The organism is Aeromonas sp. R4-3, from assembly GCF_040908275.1.
Classification (GTDB): Bacteria; Pseudomonadota; Gammaproteobacteria; order Enterobacterales; family Aeromonadaceae; genus Aeromonas; species Aeromonas rivipollensis.
This window is the reverse complement of record NZ_JBFODK010000055.1, coordinates 210,833-227,929: the sequence shown is the minus strand read 5'-3', so window position 1 is coordinate 227,929 and position 17,097 is coordinate 210,833. Positions and strand designations below refer to the sequence as shown.

At 58.5% G+C, this 17,097-nt stretch carries 10 protein-coding genes; 4 read left to right on the top strand and 6 right to left on the bottom strand.

Going from position 1 to position 17,097, the window contains the following annotated elements; genetic code table 11:
* Window positions 1-44: 44 nt before the first annotated feature.
* Both AB5Y91_RS17545 and AB5Y91_RS17540 read right to left on the bottom strand, forming a co-directional pair.
* A complete protein-coding gene (locus tag AB5Y91_RS17545) occupies window positions 45-908 on the bottom strand; it encodes a patatin-like phospholipase family protein (RefSeq protein WP_368170390.1) in 864 nt (287 codons plus the stop codon).
* 33 nt (window positions 909-941) lie between these two features.
* Window positions 942-2,498, bottom strand: a complete 1,557-nt coding sequence (locus tag AB5Y91_RS17540; RefSeq protein WP_163147747.1) for a sensor domain-containing diguanylate cyclase — start codon at window positions 2,496-2,498, stop codon at window positions 942-944.
* Between the two features lie 210 nt (window positions 2,499-2,708).
* Between AB5Y91_RS17540 and AB5Y91_RS17535 the strand changes: the two genes are divergently transcribed.
* The 4 genes from AB5Y91_RS17535 (at window position 2,709) to AB5Y91_RS17520 (ending at window position 9,910) form a co-directional block, all read left to right on the top strand.
* On the top strand, window positions 2,709-3,761 hold the full coding sequence (locus AB5Y91_RS17535) for an efflux RND transporter periplasmic adaptor subunit (protein WP_163153455.1): 1,053 nt from the start codon (window positions 2,709-2,711) through the stop codon (window positions 3,759-3,761).
* Window positions 3,761-6,898, top strand: coding sequence for an efflux RND transporter permease subunit (locus AB5Y91_RS17530; protein WP_368170389.1), 3,138 nt, complete (start codon window positions 3,761-3,763; stop codon window positions 6,896-6,898). The genes AB5Y91_RS17535 and AB5Y91_RS17530 overlap by 1 nt, the downstream gene beginning before the upstream one ends.
* Window positions 6,899-6,992: 94 nt before the next feature.
* Entirely contained in the window at window positions 6,993-7,364 is a 372-nt protein-coding gene (locus AB5Y91_RS17525) for a hypothetical protein (protein WP_106886146.1), read from the top strand.
* Between the two features lie 101 nt (window positions 7,365-7,465).
* A complete protein-coding gene (locus AB5Y91_RS17520; protein WP_111909993.1) occupies window positions 7,466-9,910 on the top strand; it encodes a YgiQ family radical SAM protein in 2,445 nt (814 codons plus the stop codon).
* Window positions 9,911-10,031: 121 nt separating this feature from the next.
* Here the strand turns inward: AB5Y91_RS17520 and AB5Y91_RS17515 are convergent, their stop codons facing one another.
* From AB5Y91_RS17515 to AB5Y91_RS17500, 4 genes are all read right to left on the bottom strand, one after another.
* Entirely contained in the window at window positions 10,032-11,993 is a 1,962-nt protein-coding gene (locus AB5Y91_RS17515; protein ID WP_368170388.1) for a hypothetical protein, read from the bottom strand.
* A 558-nt stretch (window positions 11,994-12,551) separates the two neighbouring features.
* Complete coding sequence (locus tag AB5Y91_RS17510; protein WP_111909995.1) at window positions 12,552-13,385, bottom strand: hypothetical protein; 834 nt, start codon at window positions 13,383-13,385, stop codon at window positions 12,552-12,554.
* A 2-nt stretch (window positions 13,386-13,387) separates the two neighbouring features.
* Window positions 13,388-14,995 (bottom strand): hypothetical protein, encoded by a 1,608-nt coding sequence (locus AB5Y91_RS17505; protein WP_111909996.1) that lies wholly within the window; start codon window positions 14,993-14,995, stop codon window positions 13,388-13,390.
* Window positions 14,996-15,012: 17 nt separating this feature from the next.
* Window positions 15,013-16,569: an OmpA family protein gene (locus tag AB5Y91_RS17500; protein WP_111909997.1), complete on the bottom strand. Its 1,557-nt coding sequence runs from the start codon at window positions 16,567-16,569 to the stop codon at window positions 15,013-15,015.
* Window positions 16,570-17,097: the final 528 nt, after the last annotated feature.

The window sequence follows — 17,097 nt, the reverse complement described above, 5'->3', positions numbered from 1 at the left end:
CGCCTTATGGCGCTCTTTTTCATTGGCGTGTCCCGATGGCGCCGTCAGAGTAGGCCGAGTCGGGAGAGCTCCTCCTTGAGCTGGTCCAGGTTGCGCTCGACGCAAGCCTCCCCCTCGTTGATGGCATCGCTGGCGCGGTGGAAGTCCATGATGGAGAGGCTGCCAAGGCGCGGACATAGCTGGATCTCGGGGGGATCCCCGGCCATGCGGGCACGGGTGATACGCTCCTGCATGATGTTGATGGATCCCGTCATCACCCCCCACATGCCGGGTGTGCTGGGTTCTCCCCGACCCAGCCACTGGCTAAAGAGGCCTCCCGGGGCGGGTTCGTCCGGCTCGTCTGTCCAGGGCTGATGCAGGTCGGTGTTGAGGTTGACGGCGATCACCACCTCTGCCCCCATGGCCCGGGCCAGGGAGATGGGGACAGGGTTGACAACGGCGCCATCCACCAGCCAGCGCTCATCAACCCGGGTCGGGGTCAGAATGCCGGGCATGCCGCAGGAGGCGCGCACGCACTGGCGCAGGGGCCCCTCTTGCAGCCAGATCTCGCGGCCGGTATCGAGCTCGGTGGCGACGCAGGCGAAGGGCAGCGGCAGGCTCTCGATGGCGGGATCGCCGAGGTGGTTGGCGGCGATGCCAAACACCTTGTCACCGCGGAACAGGCCGCCGGAGAGGGCGGGGTCGAGCAACCCCATCACCTGCAAGCGGCTGAAGCCGCGCACCCAGGACTCCAGTTTGTCCAGCTCGCCGGCGGCATAGGCGGCACCGACGAAACTGCCGATGGAGCAGCCGGCCACCAGATCCGGTTTGACACCGAGGCGCTCCAGCGCCCGTATGATGCCGATGTGCGCCCATCCGCGGGCGGCGCCGCTGCCAAGGGCCAGGCCCAGGCGGGGTTTTCGTGCCACTGTGCGTCTCCTGTTGTGAGTTGGGGTTCCAGCTTACTCCTGCTTCTCCTGTGCGTCACCCTGCCAGCCTTCGCTGCGATTGCGGCCATTGGCCTTGGCCTGATAGAGGGCAATATCGGCACGGCGAATGACTTCCTGCAGGCGAACGTCGGGGCCCTGGCGGCAATGGCCCAGGCTGACGGTCACCCTCAGTTCGGGGGCTATCTCGGTCCAGTCGTGTTCCGCAATGCGCCGCCGCAGCTGTTCGGCAAGCTGAGCCAGGGGGAGATCCTTGCCTGTGACCAGCAGCAGAAACTCCTCGCCGCCCCAGCGGATCAGGGTGCAGCCCAGGTCCTGCAGAGGCTGGCAGAGCTGAACCAGACGGATCAGCACCTGATCCCCCACCCCGTGACCGAAGCGATCGTTGACCAGCTTGAAGTGATCGCAGTCGAACATGATGGCGCCTATGTGGCGGCTGCCCGCCAGTATGTGGCGGCGCTCGAAGGCATCGAAGTGGTGGCGGTTGAAGGCGCCGGTCAGCGCGTCATGGCTGGAGAGGTAGTTCAGCCGACGATTGAGACGGCGGGATCGCAGGCTGGAGAAGATGGCCACCACCAGACAGAGCAGGGTGAGCAGCGCCGTCGCCGATTGCCACAGCAGCATCTCGAGCAGGGGCAGCAGCGCGATGCGGTGGATCAGGATAAGCGGCGTGTCCGGGACGGGATGGACGAGCTGGAAGGCGCCCTGCTGCCAGTGATAATCCGCCCGTGATGCCTCCTGTTTCAGGGGCGGCGCCGTGCCGGACTGGCTGCTGGCCAGGATCTGCCGGTGCTGATTGACCAGAAACAGGGTGCCGCTCTGGGGGGAGAGTCGGCGCAGGGTCTGCTCCAGGGTCGCTATCTCTATGTCGATGCTGAGCAGGCCTATGATCTGCCCGACCTGGGTGATGGGCTGGGACAGGGTGATCATCTGCCCTTTGCCGGCAAAATCCTGATAGGGCCGCGACAACGTGGCGTGCTCGGCGGGCGGGTGGCGGGTCAGTGCCTCCTGCCAGTAAGACTTGTGGTAGATGCCGGGGTCGAAACGAAATTGATTGGAGGGCACCCAGGGGTAGAGATAGATGAAGTTGTCGGTGCTGGTGAAATAGATCCAGGCCACGGCCTTGTCCAGCAGCTTGCTGGCGGTCGCGAGCAGGGGAGAGAGGCTGAGCGCCAGGTGTATTCGGGCCTCCCGTTCGCTGCCCGGGGCGGGCAAGGGGCCCAGCCCGGTCAGGTTGCCGATGAGGGCGGGGGGCAGATCGACGGGGATGCGATCCAGGCTGAGGTTGCCGCTCGAATCGGCTTGCAGCGCCGGATAAAGCTGGCGAGAGAGGGCCGACTGGGGGTTGCTGCGCAGCCGCTCTTCGGCCTGGCCGCGCATGGCCTCGAGAAAGGCCTCCATTCTCTGGTGCTGGCTGCTGAGCTGGGCCGCGGCATTGATGACGTCACGCCTGTTCAGCTCGGTGATCTGGCGCAAGGCGTGCTGCAGGGCGAGCAGCAGCAACAGCATGCTCAGTCCCAGCAGCAGCCACTGCAACCGATATTTGGCAAAGGCATGGGGCAATGTGGGCATGGGGCACCGGGAAGATGACGGGAGCGGCACATCAGTGTAAGGCAGAAAAAAACCGCAGTCTCAACTGGATGTGATTTTGATGATCTATCCCCCGGGCTGTTACGTTTTGTCACATTTATACATAGTCACGGCATAGTCAGGGGGTAACATGATGCCATCATTGATGATGTTCCCTCTTCTCCTTATCTCTTACCTTGCATGGATTGTTTGATGAAAATGCGCGTATGGCTGTGGCTTGTTCCTCTTCTCCTGCTGCTGGGGGCCGGCACCTGGTATTTCCGGCAGGCCAAACCGGTCAGCAAGCCCGAACCCAGACAGGTCAACATCAGGGCGGAAACGGTCAGGCAGAGCCTGGCAGAGCCCTCCATCAAGCTGGTCAGCAAGCTGGCGGCCAATCGCTCCGTGGTGGTCAGCCCCGAGGTCACGGGGCGCATCGTCAGGATTGCGGTGCGATCCGGTCAGCGGGTCAAGCAGGGGGAGACCCTGATCGCCCTGGATGCGGGCAAGCAGCAGGCTGAACTTGCCGAGCAGAGCGCCAGCGTGCGCGACGAGAGCCGCAAGCTGCGGGACATGCGCCGCCTGGTGGCGCGCGGTGCCATCACCACCTCGGAGCTGGAAGGGCAGGAGGCGACAGTGGCCCAGGCCCAGGCCAGGGTCGACGCGGCGCGCTATGAGTTGTCATTGCGTACCCTGGCTGCCCCCTTCGACGGCACCGTCAGCCTGATCGATCTCAGCGAAGGGGCCCTGGTCAACAGCGGCGACGTGCTGCTTCACCTGGACGAGCTGGCCAGATTGCGGCTCGATCTGGCGGTGCCGGAGCGCTACCTCTCCCTCCTCAAACCCGGCATGACGGTGACGGCCACCAGCTCTGCCTGGCCGGATCAATCCTTCTCCGGCGTGCTGGAGACCCTCGACAGCCGCATCTCCAACGAAACCCAGAACATCAAGGCGCGGGTCATACTTCCCAACCCCGGCGGCCAGCTGAGGCCCGGCATGCTGATGAATGTAGATCTTTCCCTGCCTGCCCAGAAGATGACCCTGATCCCCGCCCAGTCGGTGGAGTATGCGGGGGAGCTTCGCTTCGTCTACCGCCTGGAGGCGGACGGCCGGGTGAAACGCATTCCGGTGGAGCTTGGCGATACCCATGGGGAAGAAGTGTGGGTGCTCAAGGGGCTGAACGTCGGCGATCGCATCGCGGTGGAGGGGCTGGTCAACCTGCGTGACGGCGCCCTGGTCCGTGATCTGACCGAGGTAAAAGGCTGATGTGGCTCTCCGATATGTCAGTGCGCCGCCCCCTGGTGGCGGTCGTCATCAGTGCCCTGCTCACCGTATTCGGCCTGGTGGCCTTCGCCAAGCTGACGGTGCGGGAGATGCCGGACGTGCAGACGCCGTCCGTCTCCATCACCACCACCTATGAGGGGGCTGCCCCCGAGGTGATGGAGAGCCAGGTCACCAAGCCCATCGAGGATCAGCTCTCCGGCATCAGCGGCATCAAGAACATCAACTCGGTGACCCGCAAGGGGCGCTCCTCCATCACTGTGGAGTTCAAGCTCGGCTGGAACATGCTGGAGGGCACCTCGGATGTGCGTGACGCCATCTCCCGCGCCCGGCCCAAGCTCCCGGACGAGGCGGACGAGCCCATGGTCACCAAGGACAACGGCAACGGCGACGTGGCTATCTGGCTCAACTTCAGCAGCACCCAGATGGACCGCACCGCCATGACAGACTACGTCAACCGCATGCTGGTCGACTCCTTGAGCCTGGTGGACGGGGTGAGCGAGGTGTCCCTCTCCGGTGACCTGACTCAGGTGATGTATGTGAGGCTGCGCCCCGCCGACATGGCGGCCCGCGGCATCACGGTCGCCGATGTGCAGGATGCCCTCAAGCGGGAGAACATAGAGCTGCCCGGGGGGGAGATCCGCAACAACAGCATGACGATGGCGGTGCAGATAGCCCGCCTCTACCACAGCGCCGAGGATTTTCGCGGCCTGCCGGTGAAGACGGCCGTCAATGGTCAGAGCATCTACCTGGCGGACATCGCCGATGTTGAGGTGGGGGCCAAGAATGAAGACAGCGCCTATCAGCGCAACGGCCGCGAGAGCTTAGGCATTGGCATAGTCGCGCAATCCACCGCCAACCCCCTGGCGGTGGCCCAGGGCATAGAGCGCAAGATGACAGAGATGCAGCGCTTCCTGCCAGCGGGGGCCACCCTGGAGGTGGACTATGACTCCACCGTCTTCATCAAGCAGGCCATCGACGAGGTGTACGAGACGCTCGCCATCTGCGCCGTGCTGGTGGTTGCCGTGCTCTACCTCTTCCTCGGCCAGGGGCGCACCACGCTGATCCCGGCCATCACGGTACCGGTGTCGCTTATCTCCGCCTTCATCGGCGCCTGGTATCTGGGGTTCTCCATCAACCTCATCACCCTGCTGGCGCTCATCCTCACCATCGGTCTGGTGGTGGATGACGCCATCGTGGTGGTGGAGAACATCCACCACCACCTGCAACGGGGCGAATCCCCCCTGATGGCGGCCTGGCACGGTACCCGTGAGGTGGGCTTTGCCGTGGTGGCCACCACGGCGGTGCTGGTGATGGTGTTCGTGCCCATCGCCTTCATGGATGGCATGGTCGGACGGCTCTTCACCGAATTTGCCATTTTGCTCTCCCTGGCGGTGCTCTTCTCCTCCCTGGTGGCGCTCACCCTGACCCCGGCCATGGGCTCCTGGCTGATGCGCGCCGTGGACAAGCCCAATGCCCTGACCGCGCTACTGGATCGTGGCCTTGGCCGGGTGGAGACACAGTACCGCCGCCTGCTGGGCGCCGTGCTGCGCCGCTCCGTCTGGATGCCGCTGGTGCTGCTGCTCTGCCTCGGCGGCATCGGCACCCTGTTTGGCAAGCTGCCCGCGAGCCTGACCCCGACCGAAGACCGGGGTGTCATCTATGTGTTCGTGAAAGGGGCCGAGGGCACCAGTATCGAGCGGATGAAGCGCAACATGCAGCAGGTGGAGGCCGCCATCATGCCGCTGCTCGGCAAGGGGGTGGTGCAGGCCATGAGTTTCAGCACCCCGGCCTTCGGGCGCGGCGGCGATCAGACCGGGATGGTCATCATCCAGCTCACCGACTGGGCGGTGCGGGACGAGACCGCCACCGAGTTTGGCCGCAGCTTGAGCGGGCGGCTGGCCGGCATTCCAGATGTGATGATCCGCACCTTCCAGCCCGGATTCAGGGGAGGCTCCACCGCCGCCGTGCAGTTCGTGCTGCAGGGCTCCGACTATGGGGAGCTCTATCAGCAGGGGCTGGCACTGCAACAGGCCGCCGGCCAGAGCGGGCTGATGCTGACCCCGGATCTCGACTACGCCGAGAAGACCCCGGAGCTGCAGGTGACCATAGAGCGGGAGCGGGCCAGCCAACTCGGCATTCCGGTCTCCACAGTGGCGAGCTCCCTGCAGGCCTTGCTCGGCGGCGTCAGCCAGACCACCTATGTGGACAGGGGCGAGGAGTATGACGTCTACCTGAGAGCCAACCAGGCCCAGTTCAATGGCATCTCGGATGTGAGCCGCATCTATCTCAGGGCCGCCAGCGGCGAGATGGTGAGCCTCTCCACCCTGGCGACCGTCACCCAGGTAGCGAGCCCACAGCGGCTCAACCACTACCAGCGTCAGAAGGCAATTGCCCTGACCGCGGACGTGGCCCCCGGCCACACCCTGGGGGAGGCGCTCGACTTCCTCGATGGCTGGGCTGCGGATCACCTGCCCACCGGCATGACGGTGGATTACGCCGGTGAGTCCAAGGATTATCGCGACAACCAGGGGGAGATGGTGATGGTGTTCGGCCTCGCCCTGCTGGTGGTCTATCTGGTGCTGGTGGCCCAGTTCGAGAGCCTGCTGACCCCGGCCGTGGTGATGGTGACGGTGCCGCTCGGCATCTTCGGCGGCCTGCTTGGCCTCTGGCTGACGGGACAGGAGCTCAGTATCTACAGCCAGATAGGGATGATCATGCTGATCGGCATGGTGACCAAGAACGGCATCCTCATAGTGGAGTTCATCAACCAGCTGCGCCAGCGGGGGGAATCCTTCGAGGAGGCCATCATAGCCGCCTCGGTGCGCCGTCTGCGCCCCATACTGATGACCTCACTCACCGCCATCATAGGCGCAGTGCCCCTGATGGTCTCCATGGGGGCGGGGTATGAGAGCCGGATGGCCGTGGGGACTGTGGTCTTCTTCGGGTTGTCGCTCGCGACCCTGGTCACCCTGCTGATAGTGCCGGCCATCTATCACCTGATCGCCAGACGGGCGGGGATGACGGGGGCGCGGGATCTGCTGGTGGACGAGGCGCTGGCCGAGGGGAACGCCCCGGTCAGCGAGGCCGCCCCCGAGAGCCGGGACAAGCCGGCGGCCTGATCCTGCCCCCCATCCGGGGGGCGGGATGCAAAAGAGGTGGCGGCCGAGGCCGGGCTGGTTAGCATATGACCAGTTCCCACAGGGGTCATCCTTCATGCTGCCATCCGCCATCTACGAGCCGTTGCCTTTTCTCTATCTGGGCAGCGGCTTGCTGCTGTTGAGCCTTGCCGGGCAGCCTGCGCTGCTGCTGGCCGGGCTGGCCTTCTATCTGGCCGGGTCGCTCGCCTGGTTCAGGCGAAGTGCCCATCGCAGGCCAGACAAGTCTCGCCAGCCGCGGCGGCGAGGTTGGCCGCAGTGGCTCTACGAGAGCCGCCCCTTCGCCCTCATCCTGCTGGGCCTGTTGATGCTGCGCCTTGCCACTCACCCCATCTTCCTGGCGCCAGCCTTCATCTGGTGCCTGCTCGGTGGCTATCAGCTGCTGCTGCGCCACCACCACAGGTTTATGCTGGCCCGCCCCTCTCTCTGAGGGCGGCCGCTTCTCCCCTTGTTCTATGGGGGCAAAAAGCCATCGCCCCCGCCTTGCTCTGCCGGTATAATGCGCGACCCGAATTGTTCCAGGTGTTCAAAATGCAGCCGGTTACCCACCTTTTCTCCTATCCCCGCTACTGGGCCGAGTGCTACGGCACTGCGCCCTTCCTGCCCATGTCCAGAGCGGAGATGGACAAGCTCGGCTGGGACAGCTGTGACATAGTCCTGGTGACCGGTGACGCCTACGTGGATCACCCGAGTTTCGGCATGGCGGTTATCGGCCGCATGCTGGAGTCCCAGGGCTTTCGGGTCGGCATCATTGCCCAGCCGGACTGGTCATCCAAGGATGACTTTATGCGCCTGGGCAAGCCGAACCTCTTCTACGGGGTGACCGCGGGCAACATGGACTCCATGATCAACCGCTACACCTCCGACAAGAAGCTGCGCCACGACGACGCCTACACCCCCGGGGATGTGGGCGGCAAGCGGCCGGACCGCGCCACCCTGGTCTACACCCAGCGCTGTAAAGAAGCTTTCAAAGAGGTGCCGGTCGTCATAGGCGGCATAGAGGCGTCCCTTCGCCGTATCGCCCACTACGACTACTGGTCCGAGACCATACGTCGCTCCATACTGCTGGACGCCAAGGCCGACATCCTCATCTATGGCAACGCCGAGCGGCCGCTCATCGAGGTGGCGCACCGCATCGCCAACGGCGAGACCATAGAGACCATGCAGGACATTCGCGGCACCGCCGTGATCCGCAAGGAGCCGCTGCCGGGCTGGCGCGGGGTGGATTCGAGCAAGCTCGACCAGATTGGCCGCATCGATCCCATCATGAACCCCTATATGGAAGGGGCGCCCTGCTCGGACGACGAAGGCACGGCGCCGGTGGAGCAGGAGGCCAAGCCGGTGCTGGTGCAGCCGCCCAAGCAGAAGCCCTGGGAGAAGACCTACGTCAAGCTGCCGGCGTTCGAGCGGGTGAAGGAAGACAAGGTGCTCTACGCCCACGCGTCGCGCATCCTGCACCACGAGACCAACCCGGGTTGTGCCCGCGCGCTCTCCCAGGCCCACGGCGATCGCATCATCTGGGTCAACCCGCCCGCCTTCCCGCTGGAAACCGACGAGATGGACGGCGTGTTCGGCCTGCCTTATCAGCGGGTGCCGCACCCGGCCTATGGCAAGGAGAAGATCCCGGCCTACGAGATGATCAAGACCTCGGTCAACATCATGCGTGGCTGCTTCGGCGGCTGCTCCTTCTGCTCCATCACCGAGCACGAGGGGCGCATCATCCAGAGCCGCTCGGAAGAGTCGATCATCAAAGAGATCGAAGAGATCCGCGACAAGGTGCCGGGCTTTACCGGCGTCATCTCGGATCTCGGCGGCCCCACCGCCAACATGTACAAGCTGCGTTGCAAGAGCCCCAAGGCCGAGCAGACCTGTCGCCGCGCCTCCTGCGTCTGGCCGACCATATGCCCGCACATGGATACCGACCATACCCCCACTATCGATCTCTATCGCAAGGCGCGGGATGTGAAGGGCATCAAGAAGATACTGATCGCCTCCGGGGTGCGCTACGACATAGCGGTGGAAGATCCGCGCTACATCAAGGAACTGGCCAAGTACCACGTCGGTGGCTACCTGAAGATCGCGCCGGAACACACCGAGGAGGGTCCGCTCTCCAAGATGATGAAGCCGGGCATGGGCAGCTACTACAGCTTCAAGGAGCTGTTCGACAAGTATTCCAAAGAGGCGGGCAAGCAGCAGTACCTGATCCCCTACTTCATCTCGGCCCACCCGGGCACCACGGATGAAGACATGGTGAACATGGCGCTCTGGGTCAAGACCAACAGCTTCAAGCTGGATCAGGTGCAGAACTTCTACCCGTCGCCACTCGCCAACGCCACCACCATGTATTACACCGAGAAAAACCCCCTCAACAAGGTGAGCCGCCAGGGCGGGGATGTGTTCGTGGTGAAAGGAGAGCGTCGTCGCCGCCTGCACAAGGCGCTGCTGCGCTACCACGATCCGGCCGGCTGGCCCATGATCCGCGAGGCCCTGCTGGAAATGGGCAAGGGTCACCTCATCGGCAACGGCCCCAACTGCCTGGTGCCGCCGGAAGGTCGCGGCGAAGCCAAGGCCGAGCGCAGCATCAACAAGGGGCTGAAACCGGCCCTGACCCGCCATAGCGCCATCACCCATCAGCGCAGTAATGGGGCTGGCAACAAGGCCACTGGCGGTAAGGGTGCAGGCGCGCAAGGGGCCGCCGCCTCCCAAGGCAAGCCTCGCAGCGACACCCCTGCCGCCAGCAAGGGCGGCAAGGCGGGCAATGGCAAGCCGGTCGGCTCCCAGCTCAGCAAAGGGGCTGGCAACGGCAAACCCGCCGCACAAGGGGCAGCTCAAGGTAAACCGGCAGGGCAGGGGAAACCCGCTCACAAAGGCAAGGCGCCCACTCGCGCCGGCTCTGCCAAGCCGGGCGCCAAACCCGCCGTTCAAGGCGGCAAGCCTGCTGCCAAAGGCAATGGCGCCAAGCGACCGACGCGGTGAGTTTTCCTGATTAGGAAGGCGATAGAAACAACAAGGGCGACCCTGATGGTCGCCCTTGTTATTAATTTGTATGTATTCGAAAATATACCATTTAAATCCCCCCCACCTTCTATAAAATACTTTATTCTATTTGATAACGACGTTGTATATCACTAATTTTAATATCCAAATTATTTTGTATTTTACGACCAACAGTTTTATTGAATATTTCTTCTGGGATAACCCAAGTCATAAAAAATCCTAATGCCATGCCTATTAATGTGCGTATTGGCTGAGATTCTATAATTACATTCGAAAACGTTCCTGCGACCGAACAAATAACAATGATTAATATTTTTGATAGCAGCACTAACATGCTTGTTCTTTTTTTTGCATTTGTTATTTCTGTATCTATAAGTTTTCCAATGTGCTTTTCCATATTTTTTACTTTTTCTTCGAGAGCAATCTTTTCATTTATAGCACTATCTTTTTCACGTCTAGCATCATGGATGTCTTGTTTAGCCGCTTCAAGTAAGTCTTCATTTTGTCGATGCATTGAAACAAATTTTTGCTTATACATACGCTTTATTTTTTCAGCTTCTATCTCAGATTTTTTATTTATAATTTCATCTAGATAGTGTTGAATATTATCATCTTTCAAAAACTGGACGTCAGCATGAGTGATGTCAATAAAGTCATTAAGTAGGGTATCTGAGTTAAGCAGACCAAGAATCATTTTATTATCTTTATTTTCATTTATTTTTCGTAAGAAATCTTCATACTGAAACTTTATGTAGTTAGTTACCTTAAGACAAGAACTTAGTAAATGGCCTGCATCAATTTTTTTTGACTTATCTCCTATTTTTATCCATAAAAGAGTTGCTAGTTTTCTTTCGGTAAGGACAAACTTGGAGTCATGCTTATTAACAATACCCAACTCTAGTAGAGCGTTATTTGCTCTATTTACTACATCGTGGTTGCTTGATATATAAACATTTTTGTATTTGGAAATATTACTTTGACTCTTTAAAGAGTTATTTATTACCACAGTGCTTATGCATTTAGCATCTATATCCCTAGCCTTTGTATTTTGGTTTGGATTTAGTTTTGAGTATATTTTCTCATGTATCATATTAGCTTTAATAGAGCTTAGAGATACATTTATTATATTTGTTGTTGACAATCCCACATGTTGTAGTGATGCATCGAAATTATGTAGAACAGATTGACATATAGTTTTTGTCTGCGGTTCTAAAAATAATGTTCTATCAATCTTTGATTTTCTAGCGCTTCCATGTCTGTGGTTTTCTAATGCTGCTCTGACTGTATCAAGGACTTCGTTTTTATACAGGTCAGTGGTTGTTAATTTGGCGCCAGCCGAACTTAATAGAGCTATAAAGTCTATTGCAGCCTTTTTCTCTGTCTGACCATGTAGTCCCAATAATGATAATATAACCGGTGTGTCAATTATAAATGTTGTATTTTTGAAATTTATTTCTTCCTTTGATGCGGGCTCTTTAAGGCTTAATATAACTTGAGAAAGCAATATTCCTGCATACAATTCGTTTATTGCAAATGAATAATGTTGATCATCCTTGGACTGTAAAATGAATCTTGAGAAAGAAAAGTTTAACCTTACTGAAAGGGGAGGGAGTTGTTCTTCATCTAGAATATTTAAAGCCATTCTTCCATATAGCTCATCCGCAAACTTTATTCCAACAGCATGGTCCTCCGGATAAATAGCAAGGTGAGTTTCTTCATACTTTGAGACTAATGACTCAAAAGTGCAATCTCGCTTTTCATTATGCTCAAATTTATCTACATGACCAGTATAGTAAATTATATTATTTTCTTTTTTAAGCCACCCTTTAGAAACCATTTTTACTGCAATGTGTTCAGACACATATGGATGAATTTCTAATCCATATGCATTTTTAACCTTTGTGGAGAACTCGTGAGAGTTAAAAATAGAACCTTTATTTCCATCTAATAGTGGGGCAAACAATGGTAGTAGACCAGAAATCAAATCGCTATTTTCAATTATTTCATCCTGTATAAAGGAGAAATGTATAAGGTAAGGCGTTATTTTTTCATCAGAACTCATAAGAAAATCCATTTTAAATTATAAGTGAAATCGAGATGGGTTTTGCAAACCGGAAATCAGGGACACCCACCTTTTTGAGCTAGGCAGTAATACTGCTGAATCTCACGCTACCGCCCGTGGATTACAGCTTCCAATATGCTCCATTGACCCGCGCTGATAGCAACCCATCGCAGCTCAACAGGTTCTGGATGGCTATGGTAAGTCATACGAAGCTGTGCCAGCGAGCACAAAACTGAGGCAACCATCAGAAAATCATCGTTTTTTGAACTGCGTCATCAATGCGTTTAAGCAGGTGCGATAAAGGCGCGCAAGCTGGTGCGGCTTTGCTATCTTGCTCGGCCTATGGGGAAGGGGGTGGATGATGGCCTCCCTTGCGGAGCTTTTACGAGAGTCGACAAATATGGGGGGCCCTCCTTTTGCTCACATGATCAAACCTGATACCAGGCGGCTGGCTCGCCGATATCCCTGATGTGGGCTGCAACGGAAATAACAAGGGCGACCAGTTGGTCGCCCTTGTGTTTTGGGACTAAAGCGCGAGGCTCGCCCTGAATGTCACTCTTATTGCAAATCCGTGCTCAGGCTGGGGGCACCGAAGTTCACCAGGCTGGCATGGGAGTGCTCGAAGTACTGTGACCAGAAGTCACCGAGGGCATCCATGGTCTTGCCGGAACGATAGGCGTGTTTCACCGCGTCGGTCACCAGTCCGGCCCCCGTGACATAGACGCGAGCCCCTTGCAGATCGGCAAACAGTCCCTTGCTCTTGGCCTGTTTGAGCTCGTCACCGACATTGAGCTGCTTGATCTTGTTGGTGGCATAGAAGCTGGTGTAATCGGAGTGTTCCAGCATGTCCGAAATAAGGAACACGACCCGATCGTTGACGCCTTGCTCGGCCTTCATATCCTCGCCCACCTTTCGCAGCGAGTTCATGATCTCGCTCTTGGGAATGTCCTGGCGGGCGTCACGCAGCGCTTTCACGAACTGTTTGCCAAAGCCGTTACGAAAGACTTTGGTCTGTGTCGCCAGGCAGGTGTCCAGACTGCGCAATTTGCGCATGTTGACATCGTCCCGGATCTCTCCGTTCAGCGGCATATCCAGTTGCCCCGCGTAGGCCAGACGAAGGTATTCGCCAGGCAGGAAGGCGGAGAAGGTATAGAGCTTGACGCGATCACCGGCCTGCACGAATCGTTCGATCTGCCCCCAGCTGCTGCGCTGCAGATCGTCGGGCATCGGAATGGTCTGGTCTATGATGACCACCAGCTCGCGGCCTGTGCCCGCGGGCTTGATGTCGGTCAGGCCATTGCGCTCATAGCAGCTCTGTATGTCGTTACGGTCGGCGGCCAAGGCTGCGCAAGGCAGCGTCAACGCCAGTAGTAATACCTGGGTGATCTTCACGGTTAGGCACTCTGCTTGGTGGGGAAGAGGCCCAGGGTCTTGAGGGCCATCTGCTGTTCACGGATATCACGCAACTGCGCTTCGTCCACCCCCAGCGCGCGGCTGGCCGCGGCCAGGCTCTCTTCGGGCAGGCCAGTGACATCATGAAAATCGGCGGCCTTGAGGACAGTGCCGGTCTGGCCGGGGGCCTCTGTGTTGGACGGGAGCGCCGCCTCTGCCTGAGCAACTACCTGAGCAACTGCCGGTTGCACGGCAGGCGCCGGCTCGGCTTGCGCAGTCTGTGCTGCCTGAGGCGCCGCCTGAGGGGCGGGCTTGGGTGGCACAGTGCCCGCCTTGTACTCGATAAAGGCCAGGAAGTTACGATGGGCGGATTTCTCCCCTTCCAGCGCACCCAGCACACCTGAGTTGGTATGGTCACGGCTCGACAGCAGGGTCTGCAAGCGGCGGAGCTTGTCATCGGCATGGCTGGCAATGGCGGTGCGTTGCTGGTCCATGGCGTCCAGCATCTCCTCGGCGGTCGCGTATTCGTGAGTCAGACGCCAGGCAGTCTGTGAGTGAGTACCGGCAAAGTAGTATTTGCTGGCAAGCCAGATGCTGATCCCCTGGATGGCGATGTAGATGAGCGACAGCATGACGTAGGTGGTCAGGCTGGCCTCACGGATGGCCTGCATCTTGTCGTCTATGGTGGCCTCTTCCGCCTCGCTGTTGATTGCCTGGGACTCCTCCGGCAGATCAAAGGGCGATGCCATGCTGCTGTCGCTCTGTGCCGTCGCCTCTGCGCGCATGCTGTTCACCATCTCGGTCTCTATGCTGTCGAGGGTGGCTGAACGCACCACGAAGGCACCAACGGCCATGCAGGCGACAAATACAGCGCAGACAATCAGCCAGACAAACTTGCGGGTAACGCCCGAGTTCACATCTTTCAGTCGTGCCAGCAGCTGTTCATAGTCAGGTTTGTCAGAGTCAGAGAAGGAGTCTTCCAGATTGATGGCCTTGTTTGCCTTGAGGGTACGAGAGCGTTTGGAAGGCTCTTCCCCTTGCCACCAGTGGCGGGCGCGGGCGATCAGGCTGTTGTGATGCAGGGAGTGACCGGCCACTTCGGCGAAGAACGCCGATGCGACGGCGAGCAGCAGTGCCGTACCTGCCGTCAGCAGATGGCGGTCATTGGTTGACGCATCCATGTTCATCCAGCCTGCGAGCACGTAGGCAAACCCCATTGCCTCGACCAGCACCAGTACCAGCACCAGGGCAAGCACCCATGCCGGGCGCGGGGAACGACCTGCCTCTCCTGCCTTGGCCAGGTAGTCGAGGGAGGCATTGTAGGCATCCGGCCCCTTCAGGTGTTTCTTGTACTCGCGGTAGTACACATTCGACAGGGTCACTTCATGGTTGATCCAGCCATCACCATCGACCGAGGCGGGCTTGCGCGCGAGGCGAGCCACAGTGCCGATTAGGGGCAGGCTGTGCCATACCCGGATCAGGAAGTAGGAGACATTCTCCCAATGCCGCCACACAACAACGGCGCTGATGAGGAATGAAATAATGCCAACGGTCAGCATCTGGTTGGCGAGGATCAGCGCTTTGAGCGCTGCCAAAGAAAAGTCTTCCACTAAGTTTCTCCGTTTTCTTATTTGGAATGGGTGGCGGGAATGGGCATGTAGGAAGCCACATAAGCCTCGGAACCTGCCGGATAGAACAGGGCCCCCTGGCTTACCTTGGCGTTGCCTTTACTGAACACGAGATCCATGCAGGAGACGGGCGCCTTGGGATCGCTGGTGAAGACGCGGTAAAGCACTTCACTCTCGCCCTCGTAGGTGTTGGCCACCGCCTTGAGGGATTGGGCTTTCTTCTGGCTTGAGGACTTGTAACCCTGAACCACCTGCAGGATCGGCTGGCGATCGACCTTGGCGTTATCCCGCAGGATGGAAACCGGAGAGACAGTCACCAGGTGGCCGTTGACGGTATTGGCCCAGACGCGGTTGTTGTAGCCGGGCATGTACTCCTTGGTGGCATGGCGTGGGAGAGGCTTGTCGTCTGCCATGCTCAGCACCTGGCCCGCACTGCGCGGCTTATCCGCCTCACAGCTCGACATCGGCATATCGCTCGCGTAGGCGCTGCTGATCAGCGCAAAGCCGCTCGCCTTGGGCTTGATGTTCTGGGCCATGTTCCACTGGTAGGTATTGGCAGGTGCGCCGCCAAAATCCACCGCTGCCTTGGCGTTGGGCGCAGCCTTGGCCGTGTTGCTGTCAGGTGCGCTCTGTTTGGCTGTGGCTTGACGAGGGGTGGCTTGCGACCCGGCCGCCACCTTGCTGGAACTGCTTGCGGACTGAGCAGCGGGTTTAGCCGCAGCCACACGAGGCTTGGCAGTATCGGAAGCGCCATAACGCAGATATCTGGTGTTGCCCTCTTCGGACTGAGCCCGCATCACCAGGGCCTGCTCGTTCGCGAGTTCAACGATCTCGACCCGGCGATTCTGACCGCGCAGCAAGGGGTCACTGTTGTCTGCGATGGGGCGCGAAGAGCCCGCTCCTTGGTAATAAATGGAGGTGGCCGGGATCCCCGCTTTTACCAGAACCTTGCCGACAGCCCTGGCCCGTTGCTCGGACAGTTTCTGGTTGAATTCTGCAGGGCCGGTCGCATCGCTATGACCGACGAGGAGGATGCGGCGCTCTTGACGCTCAGTGGATGCCTCGGCTTGAGTGGCGGCGGGGGGAGTGGCATACACCTGAGCCAGTTTGGTCACCACCCGTTGACCGCTTTCCGTCAGTTGGTCAGAACCAATGGCGAACATGCCCGAATCGGGTATCTGGGCAACCAGACCCGCATTCTGAGGCACATTGGTCGCGACCGCGGGTTCGGCAAGGGTCAGCTGTTCTGTGGTTATCTTGAGATTCTCTTCCTTCGCGATACGGTCAAGCTCTTGCAGCCGGGATTGCCACACATAGCCTGCCGCACAGCCCAGCACGCCGCCGATGGCCAGCCCTGCGACGGCCCCTTTTTCCCCGTTAAGAGCGTAACCCGCGGCCCCACCTGCGATCATGCCTGCGCCACAGAGCACGGGCATACCATAATCTTTGCCGATGTCATTGACCGTCGATTTGAAACTCTGCATCTGCTGAGAGCTGCAGCCAACGGCAGCAATCAATACACAGCTGAGGGGCGCAAGACGAAACGATTTATCCATAGCTATTCCTTGCCATTCTTATTTAATGCCGAGATTCAGGCATGCAAAAAATGCGCAGAGAAAGTGACCTCTCAATACGCGGTAAAATAATCGACGATTATTGATACGAAAGGCATTAGTGGTGAGTTTTTTGAATATCGGCCCACAACGCGCTCATTCTCGTAAATAACGGCTTCCTGTTTGCCCTATTTGTCAGCAGAGGCAATCGCCCATGTCGTTGAATAGGCATCAAGTGGCAATGATAAGCCAAACGAGGCTGATTAAGCGAGCGCAAAAGTGATGCAAGCATCAGAAAAACATCGTTTTTTAATTATGTTGCCAAGTTGTTTCTTTCTCGGTGATAAAGGGGGCGAGTGGCTGTCAGGCTGTTTGTGAGGGGGCGATCTGCCGTTGTGCCCTATTGGGTCGCGGCACGGCAAGATGGAGAACAGGAGGTTGTATCTGACGTTCTTATCGCTATGTGTTGGCGAAAAAATATGCGTCAACAGGATAAAACATGGCATTGATCGCAGTTGGTGAATTAATTAT

Coding starts and splice junctions, on each gene's coding strand:
- AB5Y91_RS17500 (WP_111909997.1), bottom strand. CDS start 16,569: ATGGATAAATCGTTTCGTCTTGCGCCCCTCAGCTGTGTATTGATTGCT.
- AB5Y91_RS17525 (WP_106886146.1), top strand. CDS start 6,993: ATGCTGCCATCCGCCATCTACGAGCCGTTGCCTTTTCTCTATCTGGGC.
- AB5Y91_RS17515 (WP_368170388.1), bottom strand. CDS start 11,993: ATGAGTTCTGATGAAAAAATAACGCCTTACCTTATACATTTCTCCTTT.
- AB5Y91_RS17540 (WP_163147747.1), bottom strand. CDS start 2,498: ATGCCCACATTGCCCCATGCCTTTGCCAAATATCGGTTGCAGTGGCTG.
- AB5Y91_RS17530 (WP_368170389.1), top strand. CDS start 3,761: ATGTGGCTCTCCGATATGTCAGTGCGCCGCCCCCTGGTGGCGGTCGTC.
- AB5Y91_RS17520 (WP_111909993.1), top strand. CDS start 7,466: ATGCAGCCGGTTACCCACCTTTTCTCCTATCCCCGCTACTGGGCCGAG.
- AB5Y91_RS17535 (WP_163153455.1), top strand. CDS start 2,709: ATGAAAATGCGCGTATGGCTGTGGCTTGTTCCTCTTCTCCTGCTGCTG.